At 60.0% G+C, this 21,523-nt stretch carries 23 protein-coding genes and 2 pseudogenes; 5 read left to right on the plus strand and 20 right to left on the minus strand.

The window, feature by feature from the left end; all coding sequences use genetic code 11:
- Positions 1-228: 228 nt before the first annotated feature.
- From SM754_RS16670 to SM754_RS16690, 5 genes and pseudogenes are all read right to left on the minus strand, one after another.
- A complete protein-coding gene (locus tag SM754_RS16670; protein WP_323677308.1) occupies positions 229-1,389 on the minus strand; it encodes a hypothetical protein in 1,161 nt (386 codons plus the stop codon).
- A gap of 171 nt (positions 1,390-1,560) precedes the next feature.
- Positions 1,561-2,103 (minus strand): hypothetical protein, encoded by a 543-nt coding sequence (locus SM754_RS16675; RefSeq protein ID WP_323677309.1) that lies wholly within the window; start codon positions 2,101-2,103, stop codon positions 1,561-1,563.
- Positions 2,100-2,645 carry a hypothetical protein gene (locus SM754_RS16680; protein ID WP_323677310.1) on the minus strand — a complete coding sequence of 182 codons (546 nt, stop codon included), beginning with the start codon at positions 2,643-2,645 and terminating at the stop codon, positions 2,100-2,102. Before SM754_RS16680 ends, SM754_RS16675 begins: the two co-directional genes overlap by 4 nt.
- 116 nt (positions 2,646-2,761) lie before the next feature.
- Positions 2,762-2,893: a hypothetical protein gene (locus SM754_RS16685; protein WP_323677311.1), complete on the minus strand. Its 132-nt coding sequence runs from the start codon at positions 2,891-2,893 to the stop codon at positions 2,762-2,764.
- Positions 2,893-3,227 (minus strand): annotated as a pseudogene (locus SM754_RS16690) (DUF6166 domain-containing protein); the annotation flags it as partial. The gene SM754_RS16685 and the pseudogene SM754_RS16690, both read right to left, overlap by 1 nt.
- A gap of 317 nt (positions 3,228-3,544) precedes the next feature.
- Between SM754_RS16690 and SM754_RS16695 the strand changes: the two are divergent.
- Entirely contained in the window at positions 3,545-5,047 is a 1,503-nt protein-coding gene (locus SM754_RS16695) for a hypothetical protein (protein ID WP_323677313.1), read from the plus strand.
- A gap of 96 nt (positions 5,048-5,143) precedes the next feature.
- On the opposite strand, the gene SM754_RS16700 is transcribed toward SM754_RS16695, so the two are convergent.
- The 4 genes and pseudogenes from SM754_RS16700 to SM754_RS16710 form a co-directional block, all read right to left on the minus strand.
- Positions 5,144-5,407 carry a type II toxin-antitoxin system RelE family toxin gene (locus SM754_RS16700; protein ID WP_058984726.1) on the minus strand — a complete coding sequence of 88 codons (264 nt, stop codon included), beginning with the start codon at positions 5,405-5,407 and terminating at the stop codon, positions 5,144-5,146.
- Positions 5,400-5,678: a ribbon-helix-helix domain-containing protein gene (locus tag SM754_RS16705; protein ID WP_135806871.1), complete on the minus strand. Its 279-nt coding sequence runs from the start codon at positions 5,676-5,678 to the stop codon at positions 5,400-5,402. Before SM754_RS16705 ends, SM754_RS16700 begins: the two co-directional genes overlap by 8 nt.
- 46 nt (positions 5,679-5,724) lie before the next feature.
- Positions 5,725-5,907, minus strand: a pseudogene (locus SM754_RS20605) (DUF6166 domain-containing protein); the annotation flags it as partial.
- A 139-nt stretch (positions 5,908-6,046) separates the two neighbouring features.
- Positions 6,047-7,357: an RNA-guided endonuclease InsQ/TnpB family protein gene (locus tag SM754_RS16710; protein WP_323677314.1), complete on the minus strand. Its 1,311-nt coding sequence runs from the start codon at positions 7,355-7,357 to the stop codon at positions 6,047-6,049.
- Between the two features lie 170 nt (positions 7,358-7,527).
- Here SM754_RS16710 and SM754_RS16715 point away from each other — a divergent pair, with 170 nt between their 5' ends.
- Entirely contained in the window at positions 7,528-8,892 is a 1,365-nt protein-coding gene (locus tag SM754_RS16715; RefSeq protein ID WP_323677315.1) for a restriction endonuclease, read from the plus strand.
- A 13-nt stretch (positions 8,893-8,905) separates the two neighbouring features.
- Here SM754_RS16715 and SM754_RS16720 read toward each other — a convergent pair whose 3' ends face one another.
- Positions 8,906-9,478: a hypothetical protein gene (locus tag SM754_RS16720; RefSeq protein ID WP_501993814.1), complete on the minus strand. Its 573-nt coding sequence runs from the start codon at positions 9,476-9,478 to the stop codon at positions 8,906-8,908.
- Between the two features lie 180 nt (positions 9,479-9,658).
- Between SM754_RS16720 and SM754_RS16725 the strand changes: the two genes are divergently transcribed.
- Complete coding sequence (locus tag SM754_RS16725) at positions 9,659-10,522, plus strand: hypothetical protein (RefSeq protein ID WP_323677317.1); 864 nt, start codon at positions 9,659-9,661, stop codon at positions 10,520-10,522.
- 22 nt (positions 10,523-10,544) lie between these two features.
- Here the strand turns inward: SM754_RS16725 and SM754_RS16730 are convergent, their stop codons facing one another.
- From SM754_RS16730 to SM754_RS16775, 10 genes are all read right to left on the minus strand, one after another.
- A complete protein-coding gene (locus tag SM754_RS16730; protein ID WP_323677318.1) occupies positions 10,545-10,940 on the minus strand; it encodes a DUF7567 family protein in 396 nt (131 codons plus the stop codon).
- A 131-nt stretch (positions 10,941-11,071) separates the two neighbouring features.
- Positions 11,072-12,349: an RNA-guided endonuclease TnpB family protein gene (locus tag SM754_RS16735; protein WP_323677319.1), complete on the minus strand. Its 1,278-nt coding sequence runs from the start codon at positions 12,347-12,349 to the stop codon at positions 11,072-11,074.
- Complete coding sequence (locus SM754_RS16740) at positions 12,346-12,501, minus strand: DUF2080 family transposase-associated protein (protein WP_143414403.1); 156 nt, start codon at positions 12,499-12,501, stop codon at positions 12,346-12,348. Before SM754_RS16740 ends, SM754_RS16735 begins: the two co-directional genes overlap by 4 nt.
- Positions 12,502-12,634: 133 nt before the next feature.
- Positions 12,635-13,003 carry a DUF7568 family protein gene (locus SM754_RS16745; RefSeq protein ID WP_323677320.1) on the minus strand — a complete coding sequence of 123 codons (369 nt, stop codon included), beginning with the start codon at positions 13,001-13,003 and terminating at the stop codon, positions 12,635-12,637.
- A 3-nt stretch (positions 13,004-13,006) separates the two neighbouring features.
- Positions 13,007-13,498 carry a DUF7995 family protein gene (locus tag SM754_RS16750; RefSeq protein ID WP_323677370.1) on the minus strand — a complete coding sequence of 164 codons (492 nt, stop codon included), beginning with the start codon at positions 13,496-13,498 and terminating at the stop codon, positions 13,007-13,009.
- Positions 13,499-13,604: 106 nt separating this feature from the next.
- Complete coding sequence (locus SM754_RS16755; RefSeq protein WP_020221063.1) at positions 13,605-14,027, minus strand: DUF8025 family protein; 423 nt, start codon at positions 14,025-14,027, stop codon at positions 13,605-13,607.
- A 121-nt stretch (positions 14,028-14,148) separates the two neighbouring features.
- On the minus strand, positions 14,149-16,521 hold the full coding sequence (locus SM754_RS16760) for a heavy metal translocating P-type ATPase (protein WP_323677321.1): 2,373 nt from the start codon (positions 16,519-16,521) through the stop codon (positions 14,149-14,151).
- Between the two features lie 60 nt (positions 16,522-16,581).
- Positions 16,582-17,328, minus strand: a complete 747-nt coding sequence (locus tag SM754_RS16765; RefSeq protein ID WP_050051691.1) for a helix-turn-helix domain-containing protein — start codon at positions 17,326-17,328, stop codon at positions 16,582-16,584.
- Positions 17,329-17,389: 61 nt separating this feature from the next.
- Positions 17,390-17,674 (minus strand): DUF7967 family protein, encoded by a 285-nt coding sequence (locus tag SM754_RS16770; RefSeq protein WP_006183450.1) that lies wholly within the window; start codon positions 17,672-17,674, stop codon positions 17,390-17,392.
- Between the two features lie 37 nt (positions 17,675-17,711).
- Entirely contained in the window at positions 17,712-18,374 is a 663-nt protein-coding gene (locus tag SM754_RS16775; protein WP_323677322.1) for a DUF6735 family protein, read from the minus strand.
- A gap of 149 nt (positions 18,375-18,523) precedes the next feature.
- On the opposite strand from SM754_RS16775, the gene SM754_RS16780 reads away from it, so the two are divergent.
- The gene (locus tag SM754_RS16780; protein WP_020931526.1) at positions 18,524-19,906 is read left to right on the plus strand and encodes a hypothetical protein; all 1,383 of its coding nucleotides are present in this window, start codon (positions 18,524-18,526) and stop codon (positions 19,904-19,906) included.
- 241 nt (positions 19,907-20,147) lie between these two features.
- Positions 20,148-21,422: an IS4 family transposase gene (locus SM754_RS16785; RefSeq protein WP_257301231.1), complete on the plus strand. Its 1,275-nt coding sequence runs from the start codon at positions 20,148-20,150 to the stop codon at positions 21,420-21,422.
- The last annotated feature ends 101 nt before the right edge of the window (positions 21,423-21,523 follow it).

The following is a 21,523-nucleotide window of genomic DNA, read 5'->3' on the forward strand; positions in this document are numbered from 1 at the left end:
GTATATCGGCGATGATGCACAGATGGCGATCTTCCCGTAGACATCTTTGTACAGTTCGTTTCGTAGCAACGGCCCCTTGTCTCTGTCGAATTATTTTATGAGTGTCAATTTTAGAAAACCGGAATTCTACAATCTCAGTTCCTTGTAGGTAGTGATAAACTCCTGTGGATTGATGTACTATCAGAATACCGATGAATGGCTACGGAAGCGTCGTGGTCGATGTTCGTCTTAACCCATCGCCTCTTGGAACCGCTCGCGCAGCGCGTCCTCGCGTTCTTCGAACTGCTCGACTTTCTCCTGCAGGTCGTCGCTGACGCGCTCGATGCTCGCCAGCGCTCGTTCGCCGGCCAGCGAGGCCTGTGACCCGTCGTCACCGTCCGCCTCTAGCTGCTGCTCGTACGCCTGCTCGACGCGTTCGATCGTACCTTCCGGGTTGAACAGAATGTCGTTGGCGATCCGAACGTACTGATCGAGGGATGCCCCCTCTTTCCCCTGGAAGAAGTGGGTGAGGGCGTACGTCGCGCCGGAATGCAGCGTCCACATATCGATCTCGAAGGGCGACGCCGCATTGGCTTCCGCATCGCCGGCGGCACGCTCGGCCAGGTAGTCCGGGAACCCCAACAGGGTGTAGAACTCCGTGACGGTGAACGGGAGCTCCGAGAAGTCGAGGTCGATATCCTGAGCGTCCCGGATGAACTCGAAGAGGTCGTCCGCGACGAGTTCGACCTGTGCGAGGAGTTCCTCCCACCAGGTGCGGAAGTTCCGCACGTCGCCGACGTGCTTGATAACCTCCTTGTCGGTGAGCGAGCGCATCGTGTTCGAGCAGTAGCCGTCCTGGGCGAACCCCTCCACGTAGACGGCGTGCTCGCCGAAGAAGTCGTAGCCCGACGTGACGCCCATCGTAATCGGGTCCGACCGACCGGGAAGGCGCACCTCGAGGCCGTCGAACATAATGTCCATGTGGACCTCGCCGCCGCCCCGGTAGCGCCGAATCTCGCCGAACATCACGTCACCCAGCGGCGTCCCGTCGATGGTCTCCTCGCGGAGGACCTCCTCCAGCGGCCCGTACACGTCGACAGGGTTGATGATCGAGTACGAGTCAGTCGGGATATGGAACAATGGGTCCGTCTCTGCGTCCTCATCTCGAACCTGCCCCCGAGCTCGACTCGGCTCGACGAGCGCGTTGAACCGCTCCGTCTCGACCCACTCGTCGGTGTAGGGGTTCTGGTACGCCACGGTCGTCTCGACGGCTTGCGGAAGATCACGAACCGCCTCGGCGAAGGTCACGGGGTCTGCATCTCCATGGCGCTCTCGATACCACTCGGGTAGTTCGGTGTCGGTACGTCCATCGACGCCAGCGAAGATGGTTCTGGACTCTGGATCTTTCATCTCAGTCACCTCACTTCAGGAATCCTCGTCGACGTGCGACTGCATCGTCTCGCGCCCTGCGCCCCTCTCCCGGGCGCAAAAACAACACCACGTTAACCAACACCCGTCTCTGAACGGCGAGGAGTGTTGGTTAATCCAGGTCCCGTCCGCGGCTCGGATCAGATGTCGGAACTACTCAGATTCGTCTCTCCGTACCCGGACCTGCTCAGGATTTGGAACCCAGGGGTGTGCTTCCCAGCAATGCCGAGCGTGTCTTTGCGGTGAGTCGAACTCTCTACTACAGGATCCACACTCGTAGGTGGCATCGGGCCAGGGCTCGCTGACGAACATCGCTGTCACCGTCGTCGCCACCGGCTCGGGAGCCTCGTTCCGTGAAACGTACCTGTAGCCGAGAACCGTCCGTTGGCCCATCGCTGTTCGGGCGATCTCTGTGGGCTTGTCCTCGGGGAGATACACCCAGCGAACGAGGTTGTCGACTGATTTCTTGGCTGAGGGCTGGAGGATGAACCATCGCTCGTGGTCATCTCGGAACAGGTAGCGTTCGGTCCCCGTGTTTTGGAGGTATATTGGGTCACCCCTGCCGGGGACGAGCTGCAGTCCGAGCGACGGCGATACCGGTTTCAACAGCTGGTCGACGACCGATGAATCGTCATCTGTCTGGCTGTCCGAATCAGCCTCCGCTACGAATTCATCGAGACTGGCATTCGTGGTCACGGGGACCACCTCCCGAGTGAGGCCTGTTCCCGATCGGACTCAGCTGGGACCTCGCAGAGAAACCGCCACTTTGGCTGCTCTCGGATCTGCTTATCGGGGCGATTTCCCGCTTGGCCGGGGTCCGTTTTACCGGCACAGTGCCAGCCCTTGTCTCTGAGCGCTTTGATCATCGAGCCGTCGAAGTCGGCTCGCACGAACGTCAGCAGGAGCCGAACGCCTCGTCGTTGGCCGTGCCGACGCACGAATCGTTCCATCGACCGGGCGAGGGCGGCAGAGGCGAGATTGGGGAAATCGACGCCGATGCAAATCCGTGCTGCCTCGACGATTTCGTCGCCCTCGAATCGCGTCCCGTCGTACTCCAGCGAGCGAATCAGCGGATAGCGCCATGTAATCGCACCTAGTAGCTGGTCCTGGTAACAGAGTCCGTGATGGACGAGATTCGTCCGGGGGACATCGTCCATATAGGAGTGATGTGCTTCGTAGATCGCGCCGGCGACGTGGCGCGGGATCGATTCGATATGGACGCGCTCTGCGAACCCCAAACCGAGCGGCGCCGTGACCGGCTGGCCTTCCCGATGGATGGGACACGAGCACCCATCGGGGGTAGGCGTATACTGGAAGCCGGTACTCCGTATTTGGTCTAGAGAGTGAGTTTCGGTCACGAGACGGTGTCGTCGGTGCGCTCCTGTCGGTCGTTGTATCGCTCCAGTTCGCGCCCGATTTTCTCAAGTGCCTCGACACCACGTTCGAGGAGCTGGTGGGTGGCTCGCGCTAGTCGAAGCGTTTCCATCAGTACTCCCCCTCCGGGGGCTCGAGGAGATCGTTGCTCTCTTCGGCGAGTTCCCGGATTACCTGTTCCACGTCAGCATCCTCGGCAACCGTCCGATGCGCGAGCGGGGCAGGATATACACGGTCGCCCTGGCTGCAGAGCACGACCAGCCACTCGTCGCGTCCATCCCCGAGTACGATGTAGTGGTCGCGATCAGCGCGCTGGAAGACCCGCCGGTCCGGACGGGAGACGGTTCGCCAGTTCTCGGGGAGCGTCGGCGACGGCCGTCCGCCGTCGGGGAGGTCGACGACATCGTCGGGAGGGTCGCCATCGCGGCGTCGAGCTCCTCGCCGGTTCGGGGCCGCCTCGCGTGGGTCTCGACGAGGAATGTCGAACTTCTGCATCCACTTCGAGACCGTCTGTTGTGTACAGCCTAGTTCATCCGCGATCTTGACCGTGCTCAGCTCCTGTTTCCAGTAGAGTTCGTGGAGGAGCGATTCGTCTCGCCAGGGGTGATGTGCATCTGTCATAGCTGTGTTCGAAAGTGTCCGTTAAGGGACTCCCGCCCCCTTCAAGGGGGAAATAAACCTCTCTGCCGCAGTAATGGCGGCTGTTCAAGCGGCTCTTTGACTCTCCAGAAAGCGTTTATCAGCCGCTTGAAAACAGGGAACTATGCGCCGCCGCACTGTCCTCGCAAGTCTCACTGCCGGCATCGGATCACTTGCCGGGTGTAGTACAACGTTCGGCGGGACAACGGAGACACCGACTACGACACCAACCGAACAGCCAACTGAATCACCGACACCGACCTCCAATGATCCCAGTGAAAACGAGGAATGGGAGCTCGGGGCCGCGAGCATCATCGACCTGACGACAGCCAACCGTACCTATGCACTTGCGCCTCTCCGCTATCGCTCCGACGATGGCGCAAGCATCAGGATGCGGTTCTCGTCGACGGCGACATCGGAGGGACCTGCGACGGTCGAAGCAACGCTCACCAACGAGAACCCCTTCGAGAACACATTTCGGTTGGACTGGACGCCCCCTTTCGGGCGACTCTTTAGCGATATCCCCCATCCGATGGGAGAACGGAGTGGCGACTTTACGTATCGTGTCGGGTTGATATTTGCTCCGACGGCGAACCACGATCTCGTCGAGGATCCGCCTGACATCCAGCGTGCCGACGATGGCTACTGGCGACTTGCCTCTGATACAACCCCGGAACTCCCCGAGCGAGTTCGCCTTTCGCCGGGTGAAACTATCCATGGAGAGTACGCTCTGGTCGGTCGCGCCGAAGGGGTGGGACGTGGACGGCCACCAGGCGTCTACGAGTTCTCCCGAGCGGGCGAGCGGCCGCTTCGAGTGGCTGTTTGGCCGACCGACTCGCCCGGCCCAGCCACCGACTCGCAGTTCGCAGGCATGTCGGTTCCTGCGCTTCCGGGTGACAGCGATACGGCATGGTTCCACAACGCTGACGCGAGTTCACCGACGTTCGTCCGCCCAAGCACCGAGCAGACGAGTTTACCAGCCCGTATCGAGTTCACGTTCATTAATCGGGCTCGGGAGGCGGTGGGGTGTGGCCACTGGAACGTCTACAAACTTCAGGGTGGAGAATGGTTCCACCTCGGTCCGTACGTTCAGGATGCTGTCTGCCATCGCCTCTCACCCGGACATGCAGAAACCTGGGCTCTGCGGGCTGCGACTTCCGAGATGGCTCCGTGTGAGGCGCAGAGCTATCCGTTCCTCGGCGGCGGACGTTACGCCGCCGTCGCGGGCTACGGCCACGCGACAGCCCAAAGTGGAGCCCTCGTCGAGATTGACGCGCCACCAGTGACTGTCGTCCCGACCGATGATGTCACGACCCAGCGTGACAGCGGAACAGTGACGGCGACCTCGGATCGCTGGCGAACGGCTCCCGACTCTGAGGGACGTTCACGCGTGTCCCTTGTGCTCGAACCGGTAGGCAATGCTAACCGACGGCTTATCGCCGAACAGGTGATGCGCCGCCGCTATCGCGGGTATCGGAATACCCTCGCGTTTGTTGCCTCGGACGTGGAGCGTGTCGTCCTTCGCACAGACGACCGAACGGCTGACTGGACCGCTGGTTACGACGATGGGACAGCCCAGTTCCGATACGAAGAGCAAGCGTACCGCATTACGAAGCGTACACCCTGACTATTGTATCCGTTTCAGGGTTCGTATACCGGCTAGAATCAGCTCGATTTCGGGGTCAGAATCGGCGACACATTCTCGCGCCGGTTCAAATGCAAGTTATGGTGGGAGGTGACGGTCGTAGATATTCCGGCGATGCCCAACCGCCTCAACGATCAGGACATCCTCATCCCGGTCCCAGGTGATGATCGCACGATAGTCGCCAGCACGAAGCTTGTAGTATGGATACCCGGTGAGCTTTTCGAGACGATGAGAGGTCCAGTCCTTTGCTTCGTCGAGTTTCTTCACCAACCGCTCTTGGGCTTCCGATTCGAGCCCCTCCAGCAAATCGAGTGCTTTTGGCGTCCACTCGACCTCAGTCATCGATGCCCAGCCGGTCCTTCACGTCGTCCTGCGACACCGTCTCGCCCTGCTCCCGCTGTTTGCGGCTCTCGGCCAGATGATCCAGGGCTTCCTCGGACAGCTGCGTTGGCGGATTGACGGCGTCCCGAAGCGCGTCGCGGATGAACTCGGATTTGTTCGCGTAGCCACGCTCCTCCCAGACGTCGTCGACCTGTGCCAGCAGCGACTGTGGCACGCGGACGTTGATCTTCTCCATCTCACCGTCGCCGCCGGCATCGCTGTCAGTGCTCATATGCTGTGATACGTCTGTATCACGTAAGTAGCTTCGGTTGGATACGCGGACTGTGGTTGACCATGTCGAGACTACGGTCGAGGGAGAGTCGCCGATGCTCCGAGAGGTTCAGCACGACGGCTTGGCCGTCGACGCGGAAGCCGACGTACTCGACTGTGTCTCGGTGAGACTGACCGGGCGATGCTACTGGAACCGAGTCCGAACTTGCTACAGGTACATTCCCGTTCATTCGTTGCTCGCGGGCGGTTCGGTGACCCCCGCGCCCCTCTCAGGGGTTCCACAAACAGGACGGCGTAGCGTTCGGCAACGTACTGTCCACTTGACCTCCTCCCACCCCTGAAAAGATGGGATTCCCGAGCGTTGGGATATTAAGATTTAGAGTCCACCACCTCGGCCTGCGGTTCGAATCCGCAGGAGAGGTCGTACAGGTAGACTCCGGGCTGGGCCAACCAGCCGGTACTCCTATCCCCAGACGGGGACTCGGAGTTACTTGCACTGTCGTTGATGTCGAGACGGATGTTCTCCGCTCCATTTACGTCCGCGTTGAACGCTGCGTCACAGTCTTCACAGACGTACAAGCCACGCTCAACACGCTGCCCATCGTCTTCTTTCCCGCACACAGAACACGTCTTCGATGTGTCACCCTCGTCCACTTCCACGACCTCGATCCCCTCGGCCTTCGCCTTATATCCGAGAAGCGAGCTGAAGCGGTCGAACGCCCACCCGTGCAGGTCAAGGTTGCCGTGCTGTCCCCAGTTCTTCGCCTCACCGCTCTCATCCTCGCGCACGCTACTCAAATCTCCGACGTTGACCCGGCCAACGCCCTTCTCCACACACCGCTGGACGATGTGCTTGGTGAGGGCGTGGAAGAAATGCCGGCGGCGCTCAGACCACTTCCGGTGCAGCCGTGTCGCCCGCTCGCCACCACTGTCGTCACACTTAGCAATCTCCTTCGGGAAGTAGTAGCCATCCTGTTTCAACCGGTGACCCGGGTATAAGTCGGCCTCTTCCGTGCTGTAGGCGACAGCGGCGAAATTCGAGATACCGAGGTCGATGCCAACGGTCTCCTCTCCGGGTGCGTCTGGCGTCGCAATCTCGTCTTTGCAGACAAGGTGGAGTTCCCAGCGTTCCTTCGCGTTGTCGTAGACGGCACGAACCTGTTGCAGGTTCTCGACCGAGATGCCGGGTCGCGTCTCGTATTCGACGAGGATGTAATCGCGGTCCCGTGGGTGGTCTTTGTGATTCGCGCCTTTGCTGAGGCGGACGCGATTGTGTTTCGGGTTGTGTCGGATGCCCTTCTGCTTCCACGTGACCGTGCTGCGCGGGTGTTCTTCGTGGACGCGGCGGCCTTGGTCGTCGTAGTAGTTGCGTTTGCGGTATCCGGGCGGATTGTCCCGGTCGTCGTCTGAGGAGTACCACGAGTTGAAGGCTTCAGCGAGTTCCTCCAGAACCCGCTGACTGGACTGACTGTGCAACCCTCGGTACTTGTCGTGACCCTTCAGCTCGCTTTTGAGTTCCTCGTGACCAGGGATCTCCCCGGTGTCTTCCCATTGTTGGCGGGAGTAGTAGTTGGCGACGTTCCAGAGTTTGCTGGCACTCCACCCGTGCCGGTCGAGTGACTCTGCCACCTGTGAGTGGTTGCGGATTCGCGCACGGTGGGTGCGGTGGATTTCCAACATCCGTGGAACGTCTCTATAACAGGTTATACTCGTCTGAATTGTAAATGTTAATGTTTGACAACGGTGGACTCTTTGGGCGTATTATCGGCGGTGAATTACCGCTCGCTGTGTCGGTTTATCCCATCGCAAAAGAGATAGTTATTCCCCTCACACTATCCACATAATTGAGGATGGCTGTACTGGACGATCTCTCGGGGTTCGAGTTCGAGGACGTGATGGAGGACGTGTTCCGGAACCTCGGCTACGAGAACGTCCGCCAGGCCGACCGCACGGCTGACGAGGGTCGCGACGTCATCATGGAGGAGGTCGTCGACGGCACGCGGCGTGCGATTATCGTCGAGTGCAAGCACACGGGGACGGTCGGGCGGCCGGTCGTCCAGAAGCTCCACTCCGCCATCGCGACGTTCGACTTCGACGGCCCCAAACGCGGACTGGTCGTCACGACCGGCCGGTTTACGAACCCTGCTCAGGAGTACGCAAACCGACTCCAGCAGAACGACGACCCCCATCCAATCGAGTTGCTCGACGGCGAGGACCTCCGGGAGATTGCCGACGAAATTGGCCTCGACCTCTACAACGGTCGCATCGAGATCCTCTGCGACAAGACCCTGTGCCCGTACGACCCGGCCGCCGATGTCGACGCGCCAGTCACGGAGGCGTTCCGCGACATCGAGAACATCGAAGCCGCCGACCTCCCAGAACCGCACTCATCGGTGACGTTCCGCCCAGTGGTCGCGGTCACCGCGGACACGAACGCCGTCTTCGAGACGTCGGTGGGCGTTATCCACCGAATCAACGACCGGACGCGATTCGTTGCCCACGCCGAACGCGGGCAGCCGCAGGTCGTCGACGAAGACGTCGCAACGCTGGTCACCGAGAACCTCCACGCGACGGTCGACCTCGACTACGAGCAGTTCGCGAAGGTGTTCGACGACGTCGAGGAGCGACGGTTCGGGCAGACCCAAACGGAGTATAAGGAATGGGCCGTCGAGCGGCTCCAGCAGCACCATACGACGACGGTGACCTACACGGGCGACAACAACGTCACGTACAACAAGACCTGCGAGCCGAACCGCTCGGACATCTCCGTGCAGTCGATTGAGCCCGTATACCTCCCCGAGGTTCGGCACACGACCGACATCCAAGCGTACACCTACCCCTACGAGTACTACGCGGCAGGCCCGTCACGAGTGACAGCCGAGGACGGCATCCACCGCTGCGTCCATTGTGACACGAGCGGCCGCGACGAGACGTACACCTACTGTCCGAACTGCGGGGCCATCGCCTGCTCCAGCCACATCAAAACGGAGCGGCTGGAAGGCGAGCCGATCTGTACGGGCTGTGCGAGGACGGAACGGTTCGCGTTGAAGACGAAGTACTTCTACGACGAGGAGAATCTCGAAGCGTTCCGCGAGGAGTACGCCGCGATGCCGCTTCACGAGAAGGCGATGGAGAACAAGTGGCTGGCCGGGGGAAGCGTTGTTGCGACGATTCTGCTCGTCGTCGGACTACTCGTCATCGGCGGCATCATCTGAGCGGGCTCAGTGTTCACGCCGGCTCAGCGACCAGCTCTTCGAGCGCGTGCTCAAGCGGGCCGTGGAACTGCCAGCTAGCCCGCTCGAAGGCTTTCTCGGTCGGGCCATCCCAGCGCGGGAACGCGGAGTGACCACTCACCTTGACGGTCCACTCGGAGGGGTCGTCGAACGGGTTTCGGGTCGGAAGTTCGACGACGTAGAGGTACTCTTCGTCGCCGTGGATGCCGTCGGCCGGATTCTCGACCCCGTGTCCGAGCAGAAACATCGGCTGGTCGAGGTGCTCCATATTGTCCGGGTCGAGGAGATCCGAGGGTTGGTCAGCGTGGATGCTCCGATCACGCCCTTCGTCCACGTAGAGGGTCATCGTCGAGAGCGTGTCGAGGAACAGGAACTGGGCAGCGGCGTATGCAGGCCCGCGCTCTGTTCGTGTCTCGTCGAGCAACTCCTTCAGCTGGTCCAGGTCATGGAGGACGCTATCGGGATACCCGTCCGAGTGGCGGTAGATTTGTGCGATGCGGTCGGTATCGGACTGTTCGTCTGCGGGCTCGCTCCGTTGGATGAATCGGAGTTGACTTCGTGTCGACATCGATCACCGCCGGCGCAGAAACAACTTCTCCTGAATCGAGTGGAGTCGCTGGAATCTCGCCGAATGGCTGTCACTGGACAACTTAAACCCGGTTAAAAATGGATTCCGAAATTCGCAAGAGGGCAGTCGGTCGGGATCCTTGCTCGGAAACTGATGCTGTTCCAGCCCAAAGGTATGCGTATGTCATCGGAGTCTGAGGGGGGCTCACCACTCCCCGATCCAGATGAAATTGCCAGGCGGGCCGAACGACAGCGTAGTCTGTACGAGGAGGCCGCCGAGAATCCAGACCGGGTGGTACCAGCGATGTTTATCGAGGACTGCGCCCGGTGCGAAACGCTCGCCGACAAGCGGCGTCGTGAGGGCTTCTATAAACACTTCTATCGGACACTCCCTGACCGAGAGACGGCGAAGCTGTCCAGCGACGATCTCCCCGAGGAGATTCAGTCTGCTGCGCCCGTCCATCGTGCAATCGATGATACGACTCTCGAGGACGAAAGCGCCGACGTGGCCTCCGTCTCGGAGCTGTGGGAGCAGATTGGTACTGGTGAGCACCCGGGCAAGCTGTGTCAAGCTCCGCTGGTCCACTACATCGACCGTGAGGACTGCTATATCCACGCAGAGCCAACGCGGGTCGGCTTCAGCTATGGTCTCCCCGTGTTCGTGTACAAACGCCGGCAATCGGACAACCACTACGGAGTCTTCTTCTCGAGTGAGAAGGCGTATCTGTGGCTCTGTGGGTGGATTCTTCACGCAAACGGATTCTTCGACCCGAAAGAGTTCATCCCATCACTCTACTTCTTGAAGGCCTCGGACCCATCCACAGTTGCTCCTGAGCTGGTGTCCAAAACAGAAGATCTCGTGTTTCGTAACGGATTCCCCGGCATAGATGCGCCCGAAATCACAGACCTGCCGGACGGGGTCAATCTGTACCAATTCCCGTACAGCAAGGACACGTATGCGGATCAGTTTGCTCGATGGCGCCGTCTCTACTTCGACGAGCGAACCCCTCGTGGATGCGGGTCCTGCGACGTGTGTCGGGCGTAAATTCACCGCCTTAACGCGTGCTCTACGCCAGATGCGACACCTCTGATGGTTCCTCGACGTCGTCGAACTCGCCGCGCTCGACAGGTTCCCAGTCCTCACCCGGCTCTGGACTCCACCAGTCGACCTTGTAGGCGCCCGGTGCGCCGAAGATTTTCACGCGCGCCGACCCATCAGGCAGGTCGCGGCGCAGTTTCTCGTCGACGTGGAGGTTCCAGGTCGTGGTAGAATCGAAGCAGACGAGCACGGCCTCCTCGTAGCCGCGCGTCTCTCGGGATTCCTGGAGTTCGACCTGGGTGTTGCAGTTCTTGCAGAACACCCCCTCGAACGGGATGTGAGTGAAGACCTCCTGCCCGCAGACGGGACACCAGAGGAACTCGAACAGTGCCTCGCTGTGACGGTCAAGTACTTCGAGACTCATTTGTTGACTACCCGGTCGTACCGGGCCACCACCTCGTGCCCGGCCGAAAAACAGCGGCCAGCGGGGATCCACCTGCTCACCGTTCGGCGCCGTGAGCTGTCTCGAGATCGGTCCTCGAGACTTCCCGTGGATTAGTCGGACACTCCCGCGACGCCATCGGTCTGATAGCCTCGAACGGCGTCGTGGGTCACGGTCGGGGCGTCCACTGCCCCCGATGCCTGCCGTCGCACCGTCCGCACAGTGGGAAGGCTGTTGAGAGCAGGCACAGTCCACTCTTGATGCTCTTCGATACCTTTCACGGCGATATTCACGCTTGCACTCCGGTCGGCGTGGTCTTGATGCGAACAGGACTGGCACTTGAACCGCTTCTTGTGACGGTTCGATCGTTCTGTATGGCCGCACATCGGACAGCATTGACTCGTGTATTCGGGATTGATCCAAGCCGTCGGAATCCCCGCGAATGCTGCCTTGTAGGACGTGTAGTGCTGAAGCGCGCGGAACGGGAGGCGGTGCAAGCGTCGGTTCATCCGCGTGCCGTAGTCGATACTGTCGCGCATCTCCTTGAGGTCTTCAAAGACGATGCACGGCTTCTCGAACTGCCGGCTCCACTCGACGATATGACGGCTCACTTTGTGGAGTCGGTCGCGGACAAACCGTTCCTCACGTCCTTCCAACGTGTCGTGGATGCTGTCCTTCCCCGCGTTCTGCACGCGCTTCCGCATCGTGAAATAGCGGTGGCGCTTGAACTTGATGTCCGGAAATTCGATAACGATGGTGTCCTCGACACCGCCCTTGGAGAGTGCAGTCAGCGCCACATTATCCTCGTTGACATCCACGCCAACGACTGTCCGTGAATTTTCCTTGTTTCGAACGGTCCCCTCGGAGCTAGTTACGTTGACGTGCAGCTCGGCGTTGCCGTTTCGGAACAGGGCTTCCGCCGTCCCAATCGTCCATGCATCGCTTTCGAGGGCGGTCTTGAGAATGTCGAGATGAGCGTCGTCACCATCGAGAACGCCCTTGACGTGCTTGTAGGGCTTCGCGCTGATCCGGAACGCCACGTCGCCGTCGTCGGTGAGTGACAAGGTGTACCCCTCCTCGTAGTTCGCCCGGAGCGGGTACGTTCCGCCTTTGGTGTGGCTGGGTTTGTTGTAGTCGTCATACTCGTAGTAGTTCTCCATCGCACCGAGTGCTTTGGCGACGACGCGCTGTATCGTGTTTTTTACGAGGGTGGCGTCCTCGGCCACGCGGTCGGGAATGACGTCCCAATCCACACCTTCCTTGGCGAGTCGGATAGATTGGTTGTATACCGACCTCGCTTCGAGGGTGGCGTCGTACAGCAGGCTCTCATTATCGCTCTGGATGTCGAGCTGGAAGTCCAGCGTCTTGATGAGAGCCTGTGAATCAGTCATTCTTCGTCTTGTTCGGTTGGTTCTGAGGTACGGACGACTTTCACGTCAGCCCCTCGCCAGCGTTTGGGGACGGTGACGTGGGCGCTGTTCCCGAACTCCTTGACTTGGCCGTCGAGAACCTCCTCGCCGTCGATTTGAAACCGATTCGCCATATCGGTGTATATCCTTTGGATATACTTAATTGGATCGGTGGCTGATTCTCCATATAAGCGAGAAGCGAACGAACCACGTACACCTGTTCCTTAGCGGAACGTACGGCCTTCACTCTCGGAGTCAAGCCCTGAGTCACGGCGTACTCCGTCCGTAGACGATGCGTGAGGGGGCTTCGTACCCACAATCGGGGCAGTCATACCACCGCTGGACTTTCGCCCCGTCTGCTGCCTTCTCGCCGACGCGAACGTCGTCGTTCGGACACTCCGGACAGCTGAGGTCCGGTGCGGGCCGCTCCCGGACCTCGTCACGGAACGATGTCGCATCCTTCGTCTCGTATCCCCGCGACCAGACCGGGTAGCCGTCGACGAGAATCACCCCGCGCCATTTGTACCGGTAGGAATCCGGGGCTCGATGCAGGACGGCTCGCGCCCCGGTCTCGGTGTTCCGATACGCAAGCGTCGGCGAGCGGCTCTCGCGTCGCCAGTTGGTGATGGGAGGCATTAATCAGAAGTGGACGTCAGCGGGTACGATCCAGAACTCTTCACTCTCCTCGAGGAGTCGATCCAGTTGTCCACGGTGGCGAATGCCGGTTCCGTGTTCGGTGTACAGGAAGATCGTCGGGCCGTCGTACGCACCGACCTGGTGGAAGGCGTGTCGGGCGAGGTCCTCGTCGCGCATGATCTCCTCGTCGGAGAGCTCGTCGATGGCCTCCTTCACCCGGTCGAGATTACGCTCGAATTCCTCCTTCGTCGCCTCCCAGCCACGCTCGAGCAGGTCCTGGCCGTCATCGGAGTCGACGGGGGCTGCCGTCGGCAACTCCCCCCATCGTGCCTTCCCCGCAACGGACGTGTCCTCCCCGTCGAAGGTCACATAGTAATCGAAGACGGCGCTGGCGTGTGGGTCCGCGCCGACCAGGCGGTCGAACACCGAATTTCCGGTGGCCAGTGCGTCGTCGTGGGTCGATTCTTCTACCAGAGCGTAAATTACCATGTGCATCTCGAACACCTCGAAACGCCGACGCACCGGGAGTGATTGCTCGCTCGCTCCAGCTGCGCCGGCACCCATCGCCGGCGCTCGAAAAACCTGATCTAGCGGTCGATTTTTAGGACTCGTTCGCTCGGTCGACTGTGATGGTTAGATCGCCCGACGCGTAGTCGGCCTCGAAGTCGACCGCGAACGCGTCCGCCTCGTAGGCGGCGTGGTAGGCGCGGTGGCGTTCGAGCGAGCCTGTCGCCTTGAAGTGGAAGAACGCAGCCGACGTGTAGGGCTTACTCTGCGTCTCGATTTGCGTTTCGACTGACGCCGGAAGTGCGATCTGTGGCGTGTCGGTGTCAACACTCGCAGCGAACTCCTTTGCCTCCTTGACGGTCGCCTGCGAATGGGCGGGCGTCTCACCGGTTACCACGTTCATCGGCGTCTCCGTGTCGTCGGTGAACAGGACATCGTGGAAGGTGCGCGTCCCGAGGACTGCGTCAGGACCTAACTCGCAATCGTGGAATGGATCGTCGTCTGGATTCTCGGGCATCAAATCACGAGCCCACGGTGGGGCTCAGTCCTTTCTGCCCCAGACAAACCACAACTTGTCTCGATGTAGCGGAGGTAAGTCCCGAAAAAAGAGCGTCCTGCCCGCACTTCCCGCCGCAGAATCAGGCGTCGATGATTCGATCGGGCTCAATCCGGGACAACCGCATCGCGTTCCCGGTGACGCCGAGGCTCATCCCCATATCTCCGACAACGACTGCCAGCGCAACGCTGACCAGGCCCAGCGGCACGCCTAGCGCGAGTAGGAGCTTCACGCCGAGGCTGGCCCAGATGTTTTGCCGGATCACACCGTTGGCCGTATGCGACAGATCGTACAGGTACGGGAGTTTCCCGATGTCGTCGCCCATCAACGCAATATCAGCCGTTTCGAGGGCGGTGTCGGTGCCCGCCGCGCCCATCGCGATGCCGACCTCCGCAGTGGCGAGCGCGGGGGCGTCATTGATGCCGTCGCCGACCATCGCAACCTCCCCGTACTCCGCCTGTAACTCTTCGACTGCGTCGACCTTCTCGTCGGGCAGGAGTTCGGCGCGATACTCATCGACACCGACCTGCTCGGCGATGGCGCGGGCGGTGCCCTCGTTGTCGCCGGTCAGCATCACCACGCGCTCGACGCCCAGCTCGTGCAGGCGTTCGACAGCCCGCTTCGAGGCCGGGCGAACCTCGTCGGCGATGGCGATCGCACCCAGCAGTTCCGACTCCGTCCCGACGATGACGACCGTCTTGCCCTCCCGCTCCAGCGCGGAGAGTGCATTCTCGGCAAACGCCCCGTCGTCGGACTCTGACGACTCTTCCGCTACGACGCCGCCGTCCGTCTCGCGGCGTGCTCGAGCGAGGTCGAAGCCCAGCTCCTCGAAGAGCGCGGGCTTGCCCGCATAGTACGTCTTGCCGTCGATCTCGCCCCGGATGCCCTTCCCCGTGAGGCTCTCGAAACTCGTCGCATCGGGCAGATTACCCACGCCCGTCTCCTCAGCACGGGCGAGAATGGCCGCAGCGATGGGGTGCTCACTGCGACGCTCCAGTCCGGCGGCGCGACGGAGCAGATCGTCCTCCGTGGTGTCACCGACCGGGACGACATCGGTGACGGCGAGTTCGCCCTTCGTGAGCGTCCCCGTCTTGTCGAGCGCGACGGCATCGACTTCGCCCATCGCCTCGAGGTAGTTGCCGCCCTTGATCAGGACGCCGTTCTTCGCGGCGCTCGTAATTCCCGACACCACCGAGACGGGCGTCGAGATGACGAACGCACAGGGACAGGCGATCACCAGCAGGGTGAGCCCCCGGATGAACCACGTCTGCCAGTCGCTCGCGAAGGTGAACCCGTACCCGGCCAGGTCGACCGAGATGGGGTCGGCGATGACCAGCGGCGGGATTGCGGCGGTCAGGATTGCCAGCACGACGACGAGGGGTGTGTAGTAGCCGGAGAAGCGGTCGACGAACTGCTCAGACTCGGTCTTCTTCGCCTGTGCGCCCTGGACCATCTCGATGATGCGCGAGAGCGTCGAATCGCCAGCGGTTGAGGTGACCTCTACCTCGAGGTACCCCTCTTCGTTGATCGCGCCGGCGTAGACCTCATCGCCCGTCTGCTTGTCGACGGGGACGCTCTCGCCCGTGATCGGCGACTGGTCGACTGCACTCCCGCCTTCGATAACCGTTCCGTCGAGCGGAATCTTGTCGCCGGGGCGGACGACGACGGTCTCGCCAACGTCGACCTCCTCGGCGGGAACGGTCACTTCCTCACCGTCGCGAAGGACGGTCGCCTCGTCGGGCGAGAGTTCCATCAGCTCGCGCAGGGAGTCCCGTGCCCTGTCCATCGCGTAGTCCTCGAGCAGCTCGGCGATGCTGAACAGGACGGCCAGCGTCGCCGCCTCGACGAAGTAGCCGATACCGGTCGCCGCGATGATCGCCGTCCCCATCAGCAGGTCGATGTCGAGGCTTCGGTTCTTCGCGGAGTAGTACCCGCTACGGACGACCGGGATGCCACTGGCCGCGACGGCGCCGAGGAACAGGACATCTGCGATGTGGAGCGGGTACTCGAGGACGCTCGCCACCGTGGCGTTCTGTCCGGTGAGGAGGAACTCAAAGATGAGACCGAGCGTGACGAACGCCGCGCCGAGCCACGTCTTCTTCGCGCGAGGACTCGTCCAGACCTCCGATGGTGGCGCGATGTCGACGCCATCGGTCGCTTGGTTGTCCTCATCATCGCCCTCGGCGTCCGAGCCCCCGACGACCTCGTAGCCGGCGCCTTCAATCGCCTTGATTACGTCGGCTTCGCTAGTTCGATCAGGGTCGTACGTGACGTTGGCCGTGCCGGTGGTCGGCTGGAGCGTGACGTCAGTAATGCCGTCGACACGCTGGAGGCTCTTGTTCACCTTTTGGGCGCAAGAGGGACAGTCCATCTCGGGAACGGCGAGGCGGGCGGTCAGCTCACGTCGCTGTCCGCCGCCGCTCGTTCCTCCTGCTGCGTCCGGATTCTCTGTCATCACGTCACGGTAGGAGCGGGAGTTCGATATGTCTTTGTTGGAATATTCCAACTACGGCCCTCAGTGGGATGCCAGCCGTTCTTCCGCTACCCGCTCGCCGGCGACATGTTGCTTCGCCAAATGTTCTTCCGCCCGACGGAGTCGGTAGGTGAGTGTTGACCGTGGCACGTCGAGATGCTCTGCGAGTTCTCCAACATCGACCTCGCGGGGTGATTCGTAGTAGCCGTGTTCGACGGCGGCCTGGAGAGCAGCCTCTTGGGCTGGAGGCAATCCACTTGGTGTTCCGTCGCTTCCCCTAGCTGATGTTGTGTCCGCTGTGCGGAGCATCTCCATCTGGGCGCACTCCCCGACGGCGACTTTGAGAGCGTCGAAGAACGCCGCCACGTCGCCATCGCCGGAGTGGATGAGTCGCCACGTGTAGTGGCGGCCCTCGTGACGAGTCTCGAACAGCACGCCGTCGCCGAGGTGGTCGCGAGCGATGTGGGGGACTGAGGCGCAGGTCGGAGTGCGCTCCCAATCTGAGTAGAGGATGAGCGCGTCGTCCGTGCGGTCGAGGACGCGGGTGGTCTGTGTGGCGTTGCAGTCCTCGGTGGCGAGACAGTCAGCGTAGTAGTCGCCGTTGAGAAAGGCGTCCTCGATGGCGTTGAGCGCCTCAGGCGTACCGGTGGCATGGTCGACCCGCCAGAGACGCTCGGCAGTGGCGTGCAGCGAGAGCGAGCGAACGCGAGCGTCGGGGTGGTCGGCGAGGGCGTCCGCCACCCTGTTGCAGCCGGGCTCGTATTCGAGAGCGAAGACGAGTTCGCGCATACCCCGTCTAAGGCCTGCTACGACATAACCCATGGCCTGCAGCGTTGTCGACCAGTAGATCTCAGATTACGTCGTCAGGGTCGTGAACTTCCTGCATTCGCTGTGCTTCGGCCGCGTATTGCTCCTGGAGGTCGGGGTCATCGACCATGCCAAGATTGCCGGGTTCAGCATCGACTGCTGCTGTCGTATCTCGGACGTCGGTGAAGGACGTGAGTGCGCGTTCCTTCCGATAGTACTGTTCTCCATCGGGCGTTGCGTAGGTGAGGATGATCAGATTCTGCTCGTCATCGGAGTACGTCCGTTCGACAAGCCAAACACGAACGTCATCTTCAGACTGATTTGACATACTTAGACGTCCCCCGATATCCACTAAGGGATTGGTGTTACGACTTGCCGAGACTCGCTGTCTCGAAGGGTGACTCTCCGGTCGGAATGAGCAGCTCCTGTCGGTCTCCGACTCGCTCGGCCAGCTTCCGTTTCAGGTACTGTCTCGCCGTCGACGGCGTGAAGACGCCCTTGTCCAGCATATCGCCGACGACGTCTTTGAGGGCCGCGAACTGTCCCTGGAGGTGGCCGTCGCCGACCGGCTCGCCGTCGTACCAGCGCACCGTCGCGAGCGCGCCGTTCCCGACCGTCTCTCCCTGTTCAACCGTCTCCGAGTCGTACTGGAGCCCGAACCACAGCGTCCGATAGGCGGTCACCTCGAACGTCGTCGACACCACGAAGAACGCCTCGTGATGGAGGTAGTCGAGATGGTCCGCGACGATCTCGTCGAGGGTGAGCCCGGTGGCGCGGGGCTTCGGCTCGACGACCGTCGACGGTCGATCCTCGCCAGCGAGGTAGCCGTCGACCGCATCTGCCTCAAGGCCATCGGCAAGCTCTGCGAGGAGCTGTTTCGCCCACTTGGAGTCGGTGTCGTCGCCACCGAACGGCGACTCAGCCGAAATTCGGTGCTTGAGCTTGAGGTTCGCTGCGCCCCAATGGCTGTAGTGGAGCGTGTACTGTCCGTCTGTGCGTTCGTACGCAACGAGTGCGCGGTGTCCCATCGAGCAATCACCTCACGGGGCGATCGCGACTGGATCTCCCCGCACCCCTCCCGGGGGAAGAAAAACAAACAGCTGTGACCGGTTCGAACAGCCTACTGGGTTAGTTCTGTCCCGGCGATTATTCATAGTCCTGTACTAATAGTGGGGCAATGTCATTAGAGTCGGAAGAAATTCACCAGCTGCTAGAATGGGCAATTGACTGGCAACACGATATCAGCCGTAATTCGACACCTGATGCGTTTGAAGCAAGCGAACGCTCGTCGTCACCGTGGGCTCGCCATCGTTCAAATTATGCGTTCGAGAAACTAGCACAGGAGACTTTCCCGCTCTATGACTTGGGAATTGCTCCATCTGATATAATGTCAGATGTGATGGGCATCATCCAAGACCTGGCATTCGAATCGGACGCTGAGGTAGACTGGGACGAATATCACTATCCCGTTGAGGAATCGATTGAAGAAGATGGACTGGTATCGACGTACGAGGCAAAAGTCAATCAGGTCATTGCTGAAATCGGGCAGGGTGAGCAACTGGAAACTATCTTCTATTTCCCGTTGAATATACAATGGGCTGGCTCTCCGCCAGAAATTGAGATTTTCGATATTACCTTCCAGCCAATCTCTGAGTCTGAATGGTCTGAGCAGCTTTCAGAATTTAGAAGGTATCCCGACACATTCGGAACTGGGACGGTGGAGTCGCTGTGTGAGGATACAGATTATAGCTATTGGACGACGACTATTCAGTCGAAAGGACGTAGCTATGCAGCGAATAAGCTCAATACTGCTCTGAATCTGTTGTGTGCGAAGATCAATCATACACTCTATTGTTGGGAAATTCAGCGATTGAGCGAGCGGGACCAGTCCTCGCCAGGGAACCCACGGTGGTCATGGATACAAGAACCGATGGCTGTCCTTACAGCTGGCACTGACCATCCATTAGAGGTCGCCATCACCAATAGGAGTTCACCTCGCACTGTGGACTTGGATTGGACTAATGGAGATCTGCCGGAGCGGTTTGAGGAGATCCCGTCCTTCAATTATGGCGCTGATGGACTTGCAGGGATATTCCAAGATGCTCTTTTAGAGTATCAGCGAGCAATGCTCGAGACAGAACGTCAGAATGCATTTTTCGGATTTTGGCGGTGTATTGAAGAACTCACATTAGCTGGGCACGGTGAAAAAAGCGAAATCGTTGACCGGGCGATGTGGGCATATAGTGTCAGTGCCAGTGAGGCCCACGAAATATTTTTCAAAACCATCACTGAGCAGCTCTATGACACACGGAACAAATGGGTCCACGAAGCAAACTGGGGGGACATCTGGGAAATCCATGAACGCGTGGCCAAGTACTTAGCTGATTCATTGATTCAATTATATATAGACGATTTCTATGGGCTGGATCAAAACGTGGTGGCAGAGGCCTTCCGATATGCCCGTATGGAAGAGCCCCAGCGAGAAAAGAAGCAACGCCAGGCCAAACAACGTCTGGAGGCACTAAATGAACTCAATAATATCGAGCAAGACTGTCCATAGTTGATTTGGCGGTTTACAGGTTGGGCAAGTAGTGTGCGAAGCTCTCCGGCGGAGTCCTGAGCTAGCGAAGGTCTCGGAGAACTTCGACCCTCGCGATTCCGATGTCGTGGTCCGTAAGGTCCTAAACCATCCGTCTTTAGTTAAGCGAGAAAACGCGTGATAGCGGCGGCTTATCGAGGCATCTTTCGGAAGGAATGAGGAAGTCCAGTCTGTGCACGACAAGGACTCCTCATCTCGGATTATGCGTCGGCTCACTACACTGTTTCCCTCTGAGTTCCTCGAAGAGCACGCCGAGGAACTCGGCGTGGTCGAACGTGACCGTAAGCTCCAGATCCCTGCCTTCGTTTGGGCGTTCGTGTTCGGCTTCGCCGCAGGCGAAAGCCGAACACTCGCCGGGTTTAGACGCTGTTACAACTCTACTGCCGATGAGACGATCTCTCCTGGTGGATTCTATCAGCGGTTGACACCGACGCTTGCGGAGTACCTCCGCGACCTCGTCGAGCGGGGCCTCGACGAGGTCGCTGTTCCTAACGCTTTTGACGCTGATATCGACCGATTTAGAGACGTGATGATCGCTGATGGAACGGTGTTGCGGTTACACGAGTTTCTCTCAGATCAGTTTGAAGCCCGCCACGAGGAGCAGGCTGGAGCGAAGCTCCACCTGCTCCACAATGCCACAGAGCAGACGATTGAACGGCTCGATACTGCTAACGAGAAAACGCACGACAGCACCTTGTTCAACACGGGGCCGTGGCTTGAGAATCGCCTTGTGCTGTTCGATCTCGCCTACTTCAAATACCGCCGGTTTGCGCTGATCGACGAAAACGACGGCTACTTCGTGAGTCGGCTGAAGCAGAACGCAAATCCGCTCATTACGGGGGAGTTACGGGAATGGCGCGGCCGCGCCATTCCCTTAGAGGGCGAGCAGCTCCGAGCTGTTCTCGATGATCTTGACCGGAAATACATTGATGTAGAGGTCGAAGTCGAGTTCAAACGGGGGCCGTATAATGGGACACAGTCGCTGGATACGAAGCGATTTCGCGTCGTCGGCGTCCGCGACGAGGACGCCGACGACTACCACCTGTACATGACGAATTTAGCGAGGAAGGAGTTCTTTCCGGCGGATTTAGCGGAGATCTACCGCTGTCGGTGGGAAGTTGAGTTGCTGTTCCGGGAGCTGAAGACACAGTACGAATTGGACGAGTTCGACACGAGTGACGAACACGTGGTGATGATCTTATTGTACGCAGCACTGCTGTCGCTGCTTGTAAGCCGCGATCTGTTGGATCTAGTCACTGAGCAGGCGGATGATGAGCTTGTGTTTCCGACAGAGCGCTGGGCGGCGACCTTTCGGTCGCACGCCCAGCTCATTCTCCACGAACTCGGTGAGTTCCTTGGCTACTCACCACCGCCGCTGCTCGACCGGCTGATCGAAGACGCTCAAAAGATCCACAAGCGACGACCAATCTTACAAGAGACGCTCGCTACCGCTACACAACCGAGGTGTGAGGCTTAACTAAAGACGGATGAGCGAGGCTGTGATGCGCAGTCTCGGACGAAACAGTGACTAGTTCGGCTTCGAATCTCCTCTCAATCGTCTCTTCCTATCGCACTCCC

Source organism: Halorubellus amylolyticus, from assembly GCF_034808145.1.
Lineage (GTDB): Archaea > Halobacteriota > Halobacteria > Halobacteriales > Natrialbaceae > Halorubellus.